Annotated in this window: 16 protein-coding genes and 1 pseudogene; 4 read left to right on the forward strand and 13 right to left on the reverse strand. The window is 59.0% G+C overall.

Annotated elements, in window-relative coordinates; genetic code table 11:
• Nucleotides 1-5 precede the first annotated feature (5 nt).
• On the forward strand, nt 6-170 hold the full coding sequence (locus ACR3ES_RS11740) for a DUF7742 family protein (RefSeq protein ID WP_480425374.1): 165 nt from the start codon (nt 6-8) through the stop codon (nt 168-170).
• Here the strand turns inward: ACR3ES_RS11740 and ACR3ES_RS11745 are convergent.
• Nucleotides 151-489, reverse strand: coding sequence for a TraR/DksA C4-type zinc finger protein (locus ACR3ES_RS11745; protein ID WP_170432723.1), 339 nt, complete (start codon nt 487-489; stop codon nt 151-153). The two genes, ACR3ES_RS11740 and ACR3ES_RS11745, sit on opposite strands and share 20 nt — an antisense overlap.
• Before the next feature lie 84 nt (nt 490-573).
• Here ACR3ES_RS11745 and cysE point away from each other — a divergent pair, with 84 nt between their 5' ends.
• Nucleotides 574-1,383: a serine O-acetyltransferase gene (gene cysE / locus ACR3ES_RS11750; protein ID WP_170432720.1), complete on the forward strand. Its 810-nt coding sequence runs from the start codon at nt 574-576 to the stop codon at nt 1,381-1,383.
• A gap of 68 nt (nt 1,384-1,451) precedes the next feature.
• Here the strand turns inward: cysE and ACR3ES_RS11755 are convergent, their stop codons facing one another.
• From ACR3ES_RS11755 to ACR3ES_RS11780, 6 genes and pseudogenes are all read right to left on the reverse strand, one after another.
• A complete protein-coding gene (locus ACR3ES_RS11755; protein ID WP_170432717.1) occupies nt 1,452-2,750 on the reverse strand; it encodes a pyruvate dehydrogenase complex dihydrolipoamide acetyltransferase in 1,299 nt (432 codons plus the stop codon).
• Between the two features lies 1 nt (nt 2,751).
• Nucleotides 2,752-3,012, reverse strand: coding sequence for a hypothetical protein (locus ACR3ES_RS11760; protein WP_170432714.1), 261 nt, complete (start codon nt 3,010-3,012; stop codon nt 2,752-2,754).
• Entirely contained in the window at nt 3,012-4,385 is a 1,374-nt protein-coding gene (locus ACR3ES_RS11765) for a pyruvate dehydrogenase complex E1 component subunit beta (RefSeq protein WP_170432711.1), read from the reverse strand. Before ACR3ES_RS11765 ends, ACR3ES_RS11760 begins: the two co-directional genes overlap by 1 nt.
• Nucleotides 4,386-4,399: 14 nt before the next feature.
• On the reverse strand, nt 4,400-5,389 hold the full coding sequence (pdhA, locus tag ACR3ES_RS11770) for a pyruvate dehydrogenase (acetyl-transferring) E1 component subunit alpha (protein ID WP_170432708.1): 990 nt from the start codon (nt 5,387-5,389) through the stop codon (nt 4,400-4,402).
• 172 nt (nt 5,390-5,561) lie between these two features.
• A pseudogene (locus ACR3ES_RS11775) lies at nt 5,562-5,860 on the reverse strand (FtsB family cell division protein).
• Nucleotides 5,861-6,019: 159 nt separating this feature from the next.
• The gene (locus tag ACR3ES_RS11780; protein WP_170432701.1) at nt 6,020-7,210 is read right to left on the reverse strand and encodes a phosphoglycerate kinase; all 1,191 of its coding nucleotides are present in this window, start codon (nt 7,208-7,210) and stop codon (nt 6,020-6,022) included.
• A 134-nt stretch (nt 7,211-7,344) separates the two neighbouring features.
• Here ACR3ES_RS11780 and ACR3ES_RS11785 point away from each other — a divergent pair, with 134 nt between their 5' ends.
• Together ACR3ES_RS11785 and ACR3ES_RS11790 are read left to right on the forward strand one after the other, a co-directional pair.
• A complete protein-coding gene (locus tag ACR3ES_RS11785; RefSeq protein ID WP_170432697.1) occupies nt 7,345-7,851 on the forward strand; it encodes a peptidylprolyl isomerase in 507 nt (168 codons plus the stop codon).
• The gene (locus ACR3ES_RS11790) at nt 7,844-8,401 is read left to right on the forward strand and encodes a peptidylprolyl isomerase (protein ID WP_170432694.1); all 558 of its coding nucleotides are present in this window, start codon (nt 7,844-7,846) and stop codon (nt 8,399-8,401) included. Before ACR3ES_RS11785 ends, ACR3ES_RS11790 begins: the two co-directional genes overlap by 8 nt.
• Nucleotides 8,402-8,442: 41 nt before the next feature.
• Here the strand turns inward: ACR3ES_RS11790 and aqpZ are convergent, their stop codons facing one another.
• From aqpZ to ACR3ES_RS11820, 6 genes are all read right to left on the reverse strand, one after another.
• Nucleotides 8,443-9,132, reverse strand: a complete 690-nt coding sequence (gene aqpZ / locus ACR3ES_RS11795) for an aquaporin Z (protein WP_170432691.1) — start codon at nt 9,130-9,132, stop codon at nt 8,443-8,445.
• A 165-nt stretch (nt 9,133-9,297) separates the two neighbouring features.
• Nucleotides 9,298-10,107 (reverse strand): M90 family metallopeptidase, encoded by an 810-nt coding sequence (locus tag ACR3ES_RS11800; RefSeq protein ID WP_480425378.1) that lies wholly within the window; start codon nt 10,105-10,107, stop codon nt 9,298-9,300.
• 124 nt (nt 10,108-10,231) lie between these two features.
• On the reverse strand, nt 10,232-10,735 hold the full coding sequence (locus ACR3ES_RS11805) for a polymer-forming cytoskeletal protein (protein WP_170432685.1): 504 nt from the start codon (nt 10,733-10,735) through the stop codon (nt 10,232-10,234).
• Entirely contained in the window at nt 10,725-12,050 is a 1,326-nt protein-coding gene (locus ACR3ES_RS11810) for a M23 family metallopeptidase (RefSeq protein WP_170432682.1), read from the reverse strand. The genes ACR3ES_RS11805 and ACR3ES_RS11810 overlap by 11 nt, the downstream gene beginning before the upstream one ends.
• A gap of 176 nt (nt 12,051-12,226) precedes the next feature.
• Nucleotides 12,227-13,060, reverse strand: coding sequence for a ferritin-like domain-containing protein (locus tag ACR3ES_RS11815; RefSeq protein ID WP_480425574.1), 834 nt, complete (start codon nt 13,058-13,060; stop codon nt 12,227-12,229).
• Between the two features lie 73 nt (nt 13,061-13,133).
• Complete coding sequence (locus ACR3ES_RS11820) at nt 13,134-13,595, reverse strand: peroxiredoxin (RefSeq protein ID WP_170432677.1); 462 nt, start codon at nt 13,593-13,595, stop codon at nt 13,134-13,136.
• Nucleotides 13,596-13,628 lie beyond the last annotated feature (33 nt).

Here is a 13,628-nt window from a genome sequence, read left to right on the forward strand (position 1 = left end):
CCGTTTTGCATGGAGATGTCAGATGGCGGCACCCGCTCTACGAGAACGGCGCGCTCATGGCGGCGGCCTGCGAACGGTTTTTGGCGGACAAACACGGATTTGACTGCGTTCAATATTGCCAGTGTTTTGAATTGCTTCTGCGAAACTGTATCAGCCTGCGGCACAACTGACGCATTTGCTCGCCGCCAGGTCCAGATTCAGCCGAGCATGCGGAATGTCATCGCTGCAGTCCTCGCAATAGCCGTACTCATCCTCGTTGATGCGGGCCAGAGCGGCGTTCAGGCGGCGCACCTCGAGATCGCGATTGGCCTGCTGCGCCTTGGCCATCGCCTGATTTTGTAATGCGTCCATACGACTGAGCCGCCCTATCGCCTGTTGATCCAACTCTACGATGGCCTGCGCCTGCTGACCGGAGGCGGACAGGGTTTCCAACTCCGCCAGCCGATCACGGATTCGGGTCTTGAAATAGGCGCGTTGGGAGTCATTCATTTTCGTTGCTTCGTCGATCACGGGTTTGCGTTTGGCCTTTTTGCCACTAAATGGCATTCTAGGCGCAGCAAAGGATCAAAAGCCATGTTTGAAACGCGCAGCCAGGTTACTTCCGTCGATCCGGTCTGGGATCGCATCACGTCCGAGGCCACTGCGGCCGTTGAGAAAGAACCCCTGATGGGCGGGCTGGTGCATGCCTGTATCCTGCACCACCGCAGTCTTGAACGCGCTTTGTCCTACAGGATCTCGGCAAAACTGTCGTCGAATGAAATGTCGATGATGGTTCTGCGCGAAATCGTGGATGAAGCCTATGCCGATGATGCCAGCCTGATCGAAGCCGCCCGCGCCGATTTGATGGCCGTCTACGAGCGTGATCCGGCCTGCCACCGTTTGCTGCAGCCGATCCTGTATTTCAAAGGGTATCAGGCCATGCAGGCCTATCGCGTGGCCCACTGGCTGTGGCGGAAGGGCCGTCATGATCTGGCGTATTTCTTCCAGATGCGCTCGTCTGAGATATTCGGAATCGACATTCATCCGGCCGCGAAGATTGGCAAGGGCATCATGATCGACCATGCCCACTCCATCGTCATTGGTGAGACCGCTGTAGTCGGAGACAACGTCTCGATGCTGCATTCGGTGACACTGGGCGGAACCGGCAAGGAAGAGGAACAGCGCCATCCGACGATTGGGAACGGTGTTCTGATCGGCGCTGGCGCGAAGGTTCTGGGCAATATCGAAGTGGGTCATTGCAGCCGCATTGCCGCCGGATCGGTGGTGTTGCAGGAGGTTCCGGCCTGTAAGACGGTTGCCGGTATCCCAGCCAAGATCGTCGGAGAGGCGGGATGTGATCAGCCGTCGATTTCGATGGATCATATGCTCGGCAAAGACCAGTAGGTCAAATCAAGTTCAACGAAAAAGGCCGCCCCGAACTAGGCGGCCTTTTTTGATACAGTCCTGTGGGTTCAGGCGAGCATGACCATCGGGTTTTCCAGATTGTCCACGATCGCCTGCAGCAGTTGCGCCCCAAGCGCGCCGTCAATGACCCGGTGATCGACAGACATCGTCACCGACATCACGGTTGCCACCGTCAATTCACCATCATCGCCGACAACAGGTTTCTTGAGACCGGTTCCGACCGCCAGAATGCCTGCATGCGGCGGGTTTACGATGGCGTCGAAATTATCGATGCCGAACATGCCAAGGTTCGAGACCGCGAAAGTGCCGCCCTGATACTCATGCGGGGCCAGCTTGCGTTCACGCGCACGGGCTGCGAGGTCTTTCATCTCGGTCGACAGCGCAGACAGTGATTTGGTGTCGGCGTCCTGTAGAACCGGGGTGAACAAGCCGCCTTCGATGGCGACGGCGACTGCCACATCCGAGGGCTTCAGTTGCAGAACCCGATCGCCCGCCCAGACGGCATTGCATTCAGGAACTTGCTGCAGAGCGTTTGCAACAGCCTTGATGATAAAGTCATTGACGCTCAGCTTCACACCGCGCGCTTCCAGCTGCTTGTTGAGCTGGCTCCGGAATTTCAACAGAGCGTCCAGCTTGATATCGCGGCGCAGGTAGAAATGCGGGATGGTCTGCTTGGCTTCGGCCAGACGGGCGGCGATGGTTTTGCGCATACCATCGAGCTGGATTTCTTCGTATTCGCGACCCTCGTACATCCGCGCGACCATATCGGCCGATGGACCAGTCGGTGCAGCGGCAGGCGCCGATGCTGCTGCTGTAGCGGCGGGTGCAGGCGCGGTGGCAGTTGCGCTTTCCACATCCGCCTTGACGATGCGGCCATGCGGACCTGAACCGCTGATCTGCGCCAGATCAAGACCTTTCTGCGCGGCGATGCGACGGGCCAGAGGGGAAGCAAAGATACGGCCCCCATCCGCTTTGACCGGAGCCGCCGGAGCAGGGGCGGGCGCCTCGGGTGCCGCTGGCGCGGCAGCCTCGTTGCCCGCATCGGCGGCCGGGGCCGCCTCTGGCGCCTTGGCGGGCGTCGCAGCGATATCATCTGCGCTTTCGCCCTCTTCCAGCAGGACCGCAATGGCGGTATTGACCTTCACCCCTTCGGTTCCTTCCGGAACCAAGATCTTGCCGACAGTGCCCTCGTCAACAGCCTCGAACTCCATGGTCGCCTTGTCGGTTTCGATCTCGGCCAGCAGATCGCCGGAGGAGACGGTGTCACCTTCTTTGACAAGCCATTTTGCAAGCGTGCCTTCTTCCATCGTCGGCGACAGGGCGGGCATCAGGATTTCGGTGGGCATCTCAGCGCTCCTCAATCAGAGTAATTTGGTCATAGGGCGCTTCGGGGCGCCCCGTGCCGCGTGCGAGAGTCGCAATCGCAGCTTCGATTTTTTTCTTGTTCTCAGCCATCCATTCATAGGCTGTCTGATGAGAGGGGCGCGAACCGGTCAGATGCGTATCCGCCGCCAGCCGTTCCGGCACCAGCGCCGTCACGGTACGGTCGGCGATGGTGATGTCGACACGGTAGCATTCGGTTGCTGGATCGCGGCCCCTGATCTCCATTACCGGTAGGTCACCTGTTTCACCGCCGCGATCACCTCATCCGTGGTGATCAGGGCCAGCTTCTCCAGGTTCGCGGCATAGGGCATCGGAACATCCTTACCGGTGAGGTTGATCACCGGGGCGTCCAGATAATCGAACGCTTCCTGCATCACCACGGAACTGATGTAGTTGCCGACGGACCCTTGCGGCCAGCCTTCTTCAACGGTCACCAGACGGTTGGTTTTCATCACCGAGTTGATGATCGCACCGGTGTCCATCGGACGGATGCTGCGCAGGTCGATGACCTCGGCATTGATCCCTTCTTCGGCCAGCTTGTCCGCGGCCTCAAGCGCATATTGCATGCTGATACCGAAACTGACGATGGTCACATCCGCGCCCTCGCGCCAGATGCGTGCCTTGCCCAGCGGGATGGTCAGATCCTCAACCTGCGGCACGTCGAACGAGCGCCCATACATGATCTCGTTTTCGAGGAAGATTACCGGGTTGGGATCGCGGATGGCGGACTTCAAAAGACCTTTGGCGTCCGCCGCCGAATAGGGCATCACAACCTTGAGGCCAGGCACCTGCATGTACCATGCGGCGTAGTCCTGCGAGTGCTGGGCGGCCACGCGGGCGGCGGCACCGTTGGGACCTCGGAAGACGATCGGACAGCCCATCTGACCGCCGGACATATAGAGCGTCTTGGCGGCCGAATTGATGATCTGATCCATCGCCTGCATGGCAAAGTTGAAGGTCATGAACTCGACAATTGGTTTCAGACCACCAAATGCAGCGCCGACACCGATGCCGGTGAATCCGTGTTCGGTGATCGGTGTGTCGATCACGCGTTTCGCGCCAAACTCGTCCAGCAGACCCTGCGAGACCTTGTAAGCGCCCTGATACTCGGCGACTTCTTCGCCCATCAGGAACACGTCTTCGTCGCGGCGCATCTCTTCGGCCATCGCATCGCGCAAGGCTTCACGTACAGTGTGCTGTGCCATTTCGGCATCCGCTGGCCAGTCGGGGGACAGGTCAACCTGTGGCGCAGCAGGCGCCGCCGCGACAGAAGCGGGCGCCTCAACCGCCGCAGGGGCGGCCTCGGCAACCGCTGCGGCGGCGGGTGCTGCCGCGGGCAGGGCAGAGGCGTCTTCACCTTCTTCCACCAGGATCGCGATGGCGGTGTTGACCTTGACCCCTTCGGTGCCTTCGGGGATGAGGATCTTGCCGACGATGCCTTCGTCAACGGCCTCGAACTCCATCGTCGCCTTGTCGGTTTCGATCTCGGCCATAATATCGCCGGAGTTCACGGTATCGCCTTCTTTGATCAGCCATTTGGCCAATGTGCCTTCTTCCATCGTGGGCGAAAGCGCGGGCATGAGAATTTCGGTTGCCATGTCTATTCGTCCTCTCAGGCGTAGATATCTGTCCAAAGCTCGTCCAGCGACGGCTCGGGGCTTTCTTTCGAGAATTCAGCGGCCTGGTTCACGACTTCCTTGATTTCTTTGTCGATGGCCTTCAGATCATCCTCGGTCGCGTGTTTGCCCGTCAGAAGCAGTTCGCGCACATGTTCGATCGGATCGCTCTGCTCGCGGACTTTCTGCACCTCTTCCCGGGTTCGGTATTTGGCCGGGTCGGACATCGAGTGACCGCGATAGCGGTAGGTGCGAATTTCCAGAATGTACGGCCCTTTCCCGGCCCGGCAGTGGGCGACGGCCGTTTCACCGGCTGCTTTGACGGCAAGAACATCCATACCGTCGACTTCCTGACCGGCGATGCCATAGGCGGCACCGCGTTCCCAGAAATCGGGGCTCTTGGTGGCGCGTTTGACAGAGGTCCCCATGGCGTATTGGTTATTTTCGATCACAAACACCACTGGCAGCTGCCAAAGCTCGGCCATGTTATAGGTTTCGGCAACCTGTCCCTGGTTCGCGGCGCCATCGCCGAAATAGGTGAAGGTGACGCGGTCGTTTCCTTTATACTTGTCCGCAAAGGCCAGCCCGGCGCCAATCGGCACCTGAGCGCCCACGATGCCGTGGCCGCCGTAAAAGTGCTTCTCCTTCGAGAACATGTGCATCGAGCCGCCTTTCCCCTTGGAATAGCCGCCCTCGCGCCCGGTCAGTTCTGCCATAACGCCGTCGGGGTTCATGCCGCAGGCCAGCATGTGGCCGTGGTCGCGGTAGGAGGTTACGCGCTTGTCGCCTTCCTCAGTCGCCGCCTCAAGGCCAACAACAACAGCCTCTTGTCCGATATAGAGGTGGCAGAACCCGCCAATCAAACCCATCCCATACAGCTGACCGGCCTTTTCCTCGAATCGGCGGATCAGGAGCATTTCGCGGTAGTAGGTTTTCAGCTCTTCCGCAGAAACATTTGGTTTCTTTGTGGTTTTTCGCGCAGCCATCGTGGCGATCTCCCCCTTCCGGACAGATAGTTTAGCGTTAAACTATTTCATAGAGTATTTGAGGCAATCTGGCGAGAGTAAATGTGACGCAGCGTCCAAGGCGCGGAATCCGGCTCGGCATACTTGTTTGAAAGAAATGGCAAAGAGGCTCAAAAGTCCGGTTGTGGTCCGGTTACCGGATGACGATCTCGTCGGCCCGGATCATGCCCAGAACCGAACGCGCCTGTTGATCCAACAGATCCAGATCAAGGTAGGTGTCAGACAGGCGGCGGGTCAGGTTTTCCATCTCGGAAATCTCGGTATCCAGCCGGGCGAGGTCGTGTGACAGAGCGTCCCGTTCCGCCGCAATTTCAACCCGTCTGAATAGCCCATAGTCTCCCTGCACGGCGGCAAAGGTGAAATACACACCCAGCATGAAAGCCACCGAGAAAAAACGACTGCGCCCAGACCGGGCCTGTTGGAACGGGACACTCTGTTTACCGCCGTATGAAATCTGCCTCAAGAAACGTGCCCTTTGCGGGCATCTGTTCGCACTATGTCACAGGTGATTCGCGATGTGAATCCCCCGATTCGCAAAAAGCGTCAACGTGAGTCTTTCGGCCTTAGCGCGCGGGATTTGAGCGCAACAGACTAATGTTCAAGCGCTGCCACGCCGGGCAGTGTCTTGCCTTCCATCCACTCGAGAAACGCACCACCAGCGGTCGAGATATAGGAAAAATCCCGCGCCGCGCCTGATGCGTTAAGAGCCGCGACAGTGTCGCCGCCGCCCGCGACCGAGATTAACTGCCCGGACCGGGTCAGTGCTGCCGCCTTGAGCGCTGCGGCATTGGTGGCGGCATCAAACGGCTCTAACTCGAACGCCCCCAGCGGACCGTTCCAGATCAGGGTCTGGCTTTTCGCAAAAACATCCGTGATTTCCGCGACGCTTTCGGGGCCCGCATCGAGGATCATGCCGTCATCGGTGCACTGATCAGCGGCAAGCACCTTGTGCGGTGCATTGGCCTCGAATTTCTCGGCAACAACGATGTCGCGCGGAAGGACGATTTTGCATCCGATTTTGTCCGCTTTGGCGAGAATATCGGCGGCCGAGTCCTTCATTGCGGTTTCAGCCAGCGACTTGCCGACATTGACACCCTTAGCCACAAGGAAGGTATTCGCCATCCCACCGCCGATCACCAGATAATCGACCTTGTCGATCAGGTTGCCCAGCAATTCCAGCTTGGTCGACACCTTGGCCCCGCCAACCACTGCCGTCACCGGGCGCTTGGGCGCGCCAAGGGCGCTTTCCAGAGCCTCCAGCTCGGCCTGCATCAGACGGCCCGCGCAGGACGGCAGCAGGCGTGCGATGGCTTCGGTTGAGCTATGCGCGCGGTGTGCGGCGGAAAAGGCATCGTTGCAGTAGATCTCGCCCAGACGGGCCATTCCGGCGGCCAGGTCCGGATCATTCTTTGTCTCGGCGGCGTGAAAGCGGGTGTTCTCCAGCAACAGCACCTGGCCCGGCTGCAGTTCTTCGGCGGCCAGCTCGGCCTCGGCGCCCACGCAGTCGGCGGCAAACAGAACTTTGGCGCCAAAGGCGGCCTCCAGCGTCGGAACAAGCTGTTTAAGCGACAGCCCCTCGCGCCGCTCGCCACCCGGGCGCCCGAAATGCGCCAGCAGGATGGGCTTCCCACCCGCCGTCAGGATGTCACGTATGGTTGGAACGATCCGTTGAATGCGGGTCGCGTCGGTGACAGTGCCATCCACGACGGGTACGTTGATGTCCACGCGTACCAGCACCCGTTTTCCGTTCAGATCCATGTCGTCCAGCGTTTTCCAGCCCATCGTGCGATCCTCGTCTTCCCAAACTGAATTAGGCGGTTCTTTTCCTGCATTTTGCCGTCACGTCAATGCGTCACTTGGCATTCACGCGCCTGCGGCATAGGTAATTGGCCAAGACCAAACGACAGGAGGGCCTCATGGCCGAGATCAAGGATCCCGAAAACACAATCATTATCGAGCTGAAGGACGGCAACGTCGTTATCGAACTGCTGCCGGACATTGCTCCCCAGCATAGTGCCCGGATGAAGGAACTCGCCCGTGGCGGAGAATATGACAACGTGGCCTTTCACCGGGTGATTGACGGGTTCATGGCGCAGACCGGCGATGTACAACACGGCGATATGGAAGACGGATTCAACCTGCGCATGGCCGGTACTGGCGGATCGTCCCTGCCGAACGTTCCGGCCGAGTTTTCGAAACTGCCGCATGACCGGGGCACGCTGGGGGCCGCGCGCTCGCAAAACCCGGACTCGGCGAACTCGCAGTTTTTTATCAATTTCAAGGACAACCATTTTCTGAACGGCCAGTACACCGTGTACGGTCGTGTGATTGACGGGATGGAACATGTGGACGCAATCGTCAGGGGCGAGCCGCCCGCAAGCCCGGACCGCATGATCAGCGTCAAGGTGGCCGCAGATGCATAAGCTTGCTGCTGCATTTGCCCTGATGGCAAGCCCCGCGCTGGCGACCGGTCTGCAAATCGAGGTTGAGGGCGAGGGCGCCAACGGCACCATCACCATTGATCTGTTCGAAGATGTTGCGCCGAAACATGTTGAGCAAATCTCGGCCTTGGCTGGTGAAGGCCAGTATGACGGCGTTGTGTTCCACCGCGTGATCGACGGGTTTATGGCCCAGACCGGGGATGTTGAATATGGCAATCAGGCCAATGAGAGGTTCAATGCCGGCTATGCGGGTCGTGGCGGTTCCAATCGTCCGGACCTGCCAGCAGAGTTCTCGGACATCACATTTGACCGAGGCGTGGTTGGCATGGCGCGGTCGCAGAGCCCGGACAGCGCAAACTCGCAGTTTTTCATCATGTTCGAACCGGGACCGTTCCTGGACGGCCAGTACACGGTTGTCGGTCAAGTCACCGACGGTATGGAGATTGTCGACGCGATCAAGCGCGGCGAGGGCCAGAACGGCGCGGTGGTCGGCCAGCCGGATGTAATGAAAACGGTCATCGTGACAGAATGACGTTTGAACCCGGCGCCGATGTGTGAGCGCCGGGTTCCTTTTTAGTCGTCCGAGGCCATCGCCTTCCAGATCAGGGCCCCGACAGCACCACCGATCAGAGGCGCGACCCAGAACAGCCAGAGCTGCGCAAGGGCGGGTCCGTCGGCAAACAGCGCTACACCCGTTGACCGGGCCGGGTTGACCGAGGTGTTGGTGACTGGGATCGACACGAGGTGGATCAGGGTCAGTCCCAAACCGATGGCGATCGGGGCAAATCCGGCAGGTGCCTTTGGTGAGGTCGCGCCCAGAATGATCAGGATGAAGAACGCGGTCATCACGATCTCAATCACCAGAGCAGACATCATCGAATAGCCCTCGGGCGACGCCTCTCTGTATCCGTTGGTCGCAAAGCTTCCGACACCGGTAAAACCGGGCGCGCCACTGACGATCAGGTACAAAACGGCTGCGGCCGCAATTGCTCCGATCACCTGCGCAACCCAGTAGGGCAGCAGGTCCTTGGCCGGGAAACGGCCACCGATCATCAGCCCCAGACTGACGGCCGGGTTGAAATGCCCGCCAGAAATGTGACCGACGGCAAAGGCCATGGTCAGGACGGTCAGACCAAAAGCCAGTGACACACCCAGCCACCCGATGCCAACATCGGCTACACCTGCCGCCAATACGGCGCTGCCGCATCCACCCAGGACCAGCCAGAACGTACCGAATAATTCTGCCATTAGTTTCTTGGACATGAAATCGTCTCCTAAAAACAATGAGTTTTAGCTTAATCCAAAATGCAAATTTTGTGAAACGTTGAAGGATGGGGGCGTTTTACAGGCTGCGTTCTGCCCAAGTTGCGCTTGGTTTTCCGGGAGGGTCAAAGAGAAAAACGCTGCGGTCGAAAAACTCCTGCTGCGTCAACCCCAGGCGACAGGGTCCAGTTTGAACAGTTTGGAGAGCTGGTCATAAACGGCCGGCACACTGACTTTCAATCTCTGTGGCCGTTCGAAGAACACCTCGACCGATACCGCAAAGAACTCCTCATGGCCTTCGGCGCCGTACGGGTCAATGACGGTCGGTTGTCCCGCCTCAACGGCCTGAACATGTGCCTGATAGGCTGTCAGGAACACATGCTCCCATTCGTCATAGCTTTGGTCGGCGTTTAGAACCGGAATACCGTTGGTGCCCCCGGACAGATCATCGATCTGATGGGCAAATTCGTGGAACACGACGTTCTGCCCGTCATGATCGTTCATCGCGCCTTGCCGGCTGTGGGCCCAGGACAGAATAACCGGTCCGCGATCCCAGCTTTCACCGGTTCTGACGACCTCCTTTTCCGACACCACATACCCGCTGCGCCTTTGTTGCCGCGACTTGAAGGCGTTGGGATAGATCAGGATCGTTGTTAGATTGTCGTACCAGGTGTCGGTATTCACCACGAGCAAGCAGGCCTGCGCCGCAATAGACAGTTCCATGTCCTCGGTTACGTCCAGCCCGTCGCACCCGAAAAAGCGAACCTGATCGAGGAACAGGTTCATCTTCCCCTCTAACTTCGCGTGCAGGTCCATTGGCAGTTTCCGCAGGATCGGCACCTGAGATTGGATGATCTGGCGCTGATGGTCGTTGAGCGAGGCTGCCAGCAATGTGCTGCGCTTTTGCCTTTTGGACCAGTAGCGAAAGATCAATGCCCCGCTAACCAAAACCAGTATCGTGAGGAAAATCATCATGGGTCGATCTTAGACAGATCGTGCGGGGCTTTGAACACGAATCGTCTTGAGCGGGAACGGGGATCAAACCACAAAAAACGCCGCAGAAAACTCTGCGGCGTTCCTAATCGTCTAACACGCGGTGTTACTGCTTGACTTCCGCTGCCGGATTGGCACCCGATTTGCCGCTGCGACCCGGGTTCAGCGGATCGTCCTGACGCTGCACCGAGCCTTCGAAATGCGCGCCGCTCTCGATGGCGATTGTCTTGTGAATGATATCGCCCTCGACCCGTGCGGTTGATGTCAGGCGAACTTTCAGGCCGCGCACGCGACCCACGATGCGTCCATTAACGACCACATCATCCGCGGTCACTTCGCCTTTGATCGTGGCGGTTTCGCCGATGGTTAGCAGATGGGCGCGAATGTCGCCCTCGACAGTGCCTTCGACCTGGATGTCACCGCTGGTCTTGAGGTTGCCGGTGATGTGCAGGTCCGAGGACAGGACAGACGCAGGGGGTTTGGGCTTGGGTGCTGTGCTCGCTGCCTTGGTTTCAGCCGGGGCAGGAGCCGCCGGGGTCGCCGGAGCAGCGGGCTTTGCCGCTTCGGTGTCCTTGGATGCGGGTTCGTTGATTTTGCTCTTAGAAAACATTTCTCGCAGCCTTGATGTAAGTCATTGGGTTTACAGGTTTTCCGTTCACGCGCACTTCATAGTGCAGATGCGTGCCGGTGGACCGTCCGGTGCTACCCATATCAGCAATATGATCCCCGCGCGAGACTCTTTGTCCCTTTTTCACGCGGTTCTTGGTGTTGTGGGCGTAGACTGTTTCAATGCCAAAGGCGTGCTCGATTTTGACCACGCGCCCATAGCCGGATTGCCACCCCGAATATGTGACCACGCCATCGGCGGTGGAGTATATTTTCGTCCCATGCGGACCCGCGAAATCAATGCCGCTATGCATACGGCGCCCGCCCGAGAATGGGTCGCGGCGATATCCGAAGCCCGAAGTCATGCGCACGGCTGAATAGGTGGGCGCGGCAAACGGCGCCTTCTCGGCCGCGATGCGGTACAGGTTCAGCTGATCCATCTGTTGCAGCAGGGTGTTTGCGCGGATCTCATCGGGGGACAACTCATCTCCGCGCGTACTGAAGGAAATAGGGGTCAAAGGGCCGCCCATACCGCTGTACCCACGCCGAACCTCTTCAATAATGCGGTCCGTGGGCATGCCTGCGCTGCGGAACATCTTGTCCAGCGGTTCGACCGAGATCACCATGGCCTCTTCCAACTGGCGGAAGATTTCGTCGCTGCGTTCCTGCATCAACCGGATTTCCAGTTCGAGGTCATCGCGCTCTTCCAGGGCGTCCTGTGCATCAGCGGCGATCTGATCGCGCTGTTCCGCGGTGCGGGCCAGCGCTTCGGTCATAAAGCTCATTTGCGCGGGGTCGGATGCAGCGGCCACGTACATGTCCGGGCTGTCGGCCTCTTTCTGCAACTCTGCCAACTCAGTCCGCACGTCTTCCCGCTGCTTCATGGTGGTGCGCAGGGTGGTCTGGATCACTTCGATACCGGTTTCCAGCTCGCGACGGCGGTTTTCCGAGGCCAGCAATTCCGACTGCATGGACGAAATCTGATCAAGGGCCGCGTTAAAGCGGTCCTGAGCGGCCAGTGCTTCTTGCGCGCGGGCATCGCGTTCGGCCGACAGAACATTCAGACGGTCCTGATAGGTCGCCTGATCGCGCTTGGCCTGTTCCCGGAAATTGCCGGACCCGATGCTGTCCATCAGCAGGATCGCAGTGGACATTGCGGTCCAGCCAAGTATCACGGCAACACCGGCCACGGCAGCAACTTGGGTCTCCGAGCTGAGCCGGATAAACCGCGTGTCTTTGTCGGATTTCAGAAACACCCTCCGTTCCGGAAAGTGCCGTTCAAACAGCGAGTGAAGTTTTATTGCCAGACGTGTTCTCACGCGTCTTCCCTCTCATCCCCAAATTCGGGACCGGTCATGCGTGGATCGCCGTCCCTTGGGCCGAGTGCATAAAGGGCCATCCGCGTTCGGGCAAGTTTGTTGACCAATTTGTTCGCCGGACAGGGGAATTCCCGCACGTAATCGGCGAGAAATCGCCGAAATTTACCCGCTTTGGGTCATTCCGCCACTGAGCCCGGTGCAGGCAGGTCCTCGGTCAGCGGCCAGTAGAAATCGGGCGGCAACCCGGCTTCGGCCCGTTTTTCCTCATTGAAGGGCGGTTTCAGCGCGCCGTGAAAATATCGTCGGACAAGCTGGTGAAACACATCCTTCGGATCCGCATTCTCGCGGCCGCACAGGAAATGAAACCATTTCGAGCCGTAGGCGACATGGCCCACCTCTTCGGCATAAATAACCTCAAGGGCGGCGACCGCATCATCAGCTTTGGCCTTGCGAAAGATATCGATCATGCCCGGGGTCACATCCAGACCGCGCGCCTCAAGCACCATGGGAACCACGGCAAGGCGGCCCATCAGATCCTCGGCGGTGTCTTCTGCGGCACGCCACATTCCGGCATGGGCGGGCAGGGCGCCGTAAAAGCTGCCCATCTGCTCCAGGCAATCGCAGACCATCTCGAAATGGCGCGATTCCTCTTCCGCACATTTGACCCAGTCGTCGTAGAACCCGATGGGCATAGGCACGTGGCCAAAGCGTGCGATGATATCCCAATGCAGATCGACCGCGTTCAGTTCGATATGCGCAACAGCATGCAAAAGGGCAATGCGCCCGGCCTCGGTGCCGGGGCGCCGTCTTGGAACGTCACGGGGGGACAGCAGCTCAGGTTTGTCGGGGCGGGCTGGGTTCAAGGGAGGTGTCGCCGTCCCGACCTCAATTGCCGGAGCTTCGCCAGCGCGCGCCGCAAACCATGCAGCGGCATAGCGCTTGGACAGGGCGGTTTTTTCCCGCCCTACCGCTGTTTTCAGAACCTCGGTCGCCATCTGGGTCAGAGTCATCTGCACGGCCATGCTCCGCCTATTGCGTTCTCTGGGCGCGACATAAACCGGATGGCGACACAGGTCGAGCAGGTTACAGCGCCTTGACTGCCTCCAGCACCGCCTCGACATGACCCGGCACTTTCACCTTGCGCCAGACATTGGTGATGCGACCTTCGCCATCGATCACAAAGGTCGATCGCTCGATTCCCATCGATTTGCGCCCGTACATGTTCTTTTCCACCCAAACGCCATAATCCTCGCATACGGTCGAGTTTTCGTCCGACAGCATGGTCGTTGTCAGACCGTGTTTGGCGACGAATTTATCATGCTTGGCGATGCTGTCGCGCGAGATCCCAAAGACCTGAGCGCCGGCGTCGGCAAAGTCCTGAAGCTGTTCCGAGAAACCGATGGATTCCTTTGTGCAGCCCGGCGTATCATCGCGGGGATAAAAGAATAAAACGACGGCACCGCCGCGCAGGTCCGACAGTGTCACCTCGCCGCCGCCGTCGCGCGGAAGGGTGAAATCGGGTGCGATGTCTGAAACGTCGGGCATTGGAAACTCCGCTAAAGGTTTTTAAAGACTGCC

It is taken from the genome of Ruegeria sp. B1 (assembly GCF_056535885.1).

Coding starts and splice junctions, on each gene's coding strand:
- ACR3ES_RS11745 (WP_170432723.1), bottom strand. CDS start 489: ATGAATGACTCCCAACGCGCCTATTTCAAGACCCGAATCCGTGATCGG.
- cysE (WP_170432720.1), top strand. CDS start 574: ATGTTTGAAACGCGCAGCCAGGTTACTTCCGTCGATCCGGTCTGGGAT.
- ACR3ES_RS11755 (WP_170432717.1), bottom strand. CDS start 2,750: ATGCCCACCGAAATCCTGATGCCCGCCCTGTCGCCGACGATGGAAGAA.
- ACR3ES_RS11760 (WP_170432714.1), bottom strand. CDS start 3,012: ATGGAGATCAGGGGCCGCGATCCAGCAACCGAATGCTACCGTGTCGAC.
- ACR3ES_RS11765 (WP_170432711.1), bottom strand. CDS start 4,385: ATGGCAACCGAAATTCTCATGCCCGCGCTTTCGCCCACGATGGAAGAA.
- pdhA (WP_170432708.1), bottom strand. CDS start 5,389: ATGGCTGCGCGAAAAACCACAAAGAAACCAAATGTTTCTGCGGAAGAG.
- ACR3ES_RS11780 (WP_170432701.1), bottom strand. CDS start 7,210: ATGGGCTGGAAAACGCTGGACGACATGGATCTGAACGGAAAACGGGTG.
- ACR3ES_RS11785 (WP_170432697.1), top strand. CDS start 7,345: ATGGCCGAGATCAAGGATCCCGAAAACACAATCATTATCGAGCTGAAG.
- ACR3ES_RS11790 (WP_170432694.1), top strand. CDS start 7,844: ATGCATAAGCTTGCTGCTGCATTTGCCCTGATGGCAAGCCCCGCGCTG.
- aqpZ (WP_170432691.1), bottom strand. CDS start 9,132: ATGTCCAAGAAACTAATGGCAGAATTATTCGGTACGTTCTGGCTGGTC.
- ACR3ES_RS11800 (WP_480425378.1), bottom strand. CDS start 10,107: ATGATGATTTTCCTCACGATACTGGTTTTGGTTAGCGGGGCATTGATC.
- ACR3ES_RS11805 (WP_170432685.1), bottom strand. CDS start 10,735: ATGTTTTCTAAGAGCAAAATCAACGAACCCGCATCCAAGGACACCGAA.
- ACR3ES_RS11815 (WP_480425574.1), bottom strand. CDS start 13,060: ATGACTCTGACCCAGATGGCGACCGAGGTTCTGAAAACAGCGGTAGGG.
- ACR3ES_RS11820 (WP_170432677.1), bottom strand. CDS start 13,595: ATGCCCGACGTTTCAGACATCGCACCCGATTTCACCCTTCCGCGCGAC.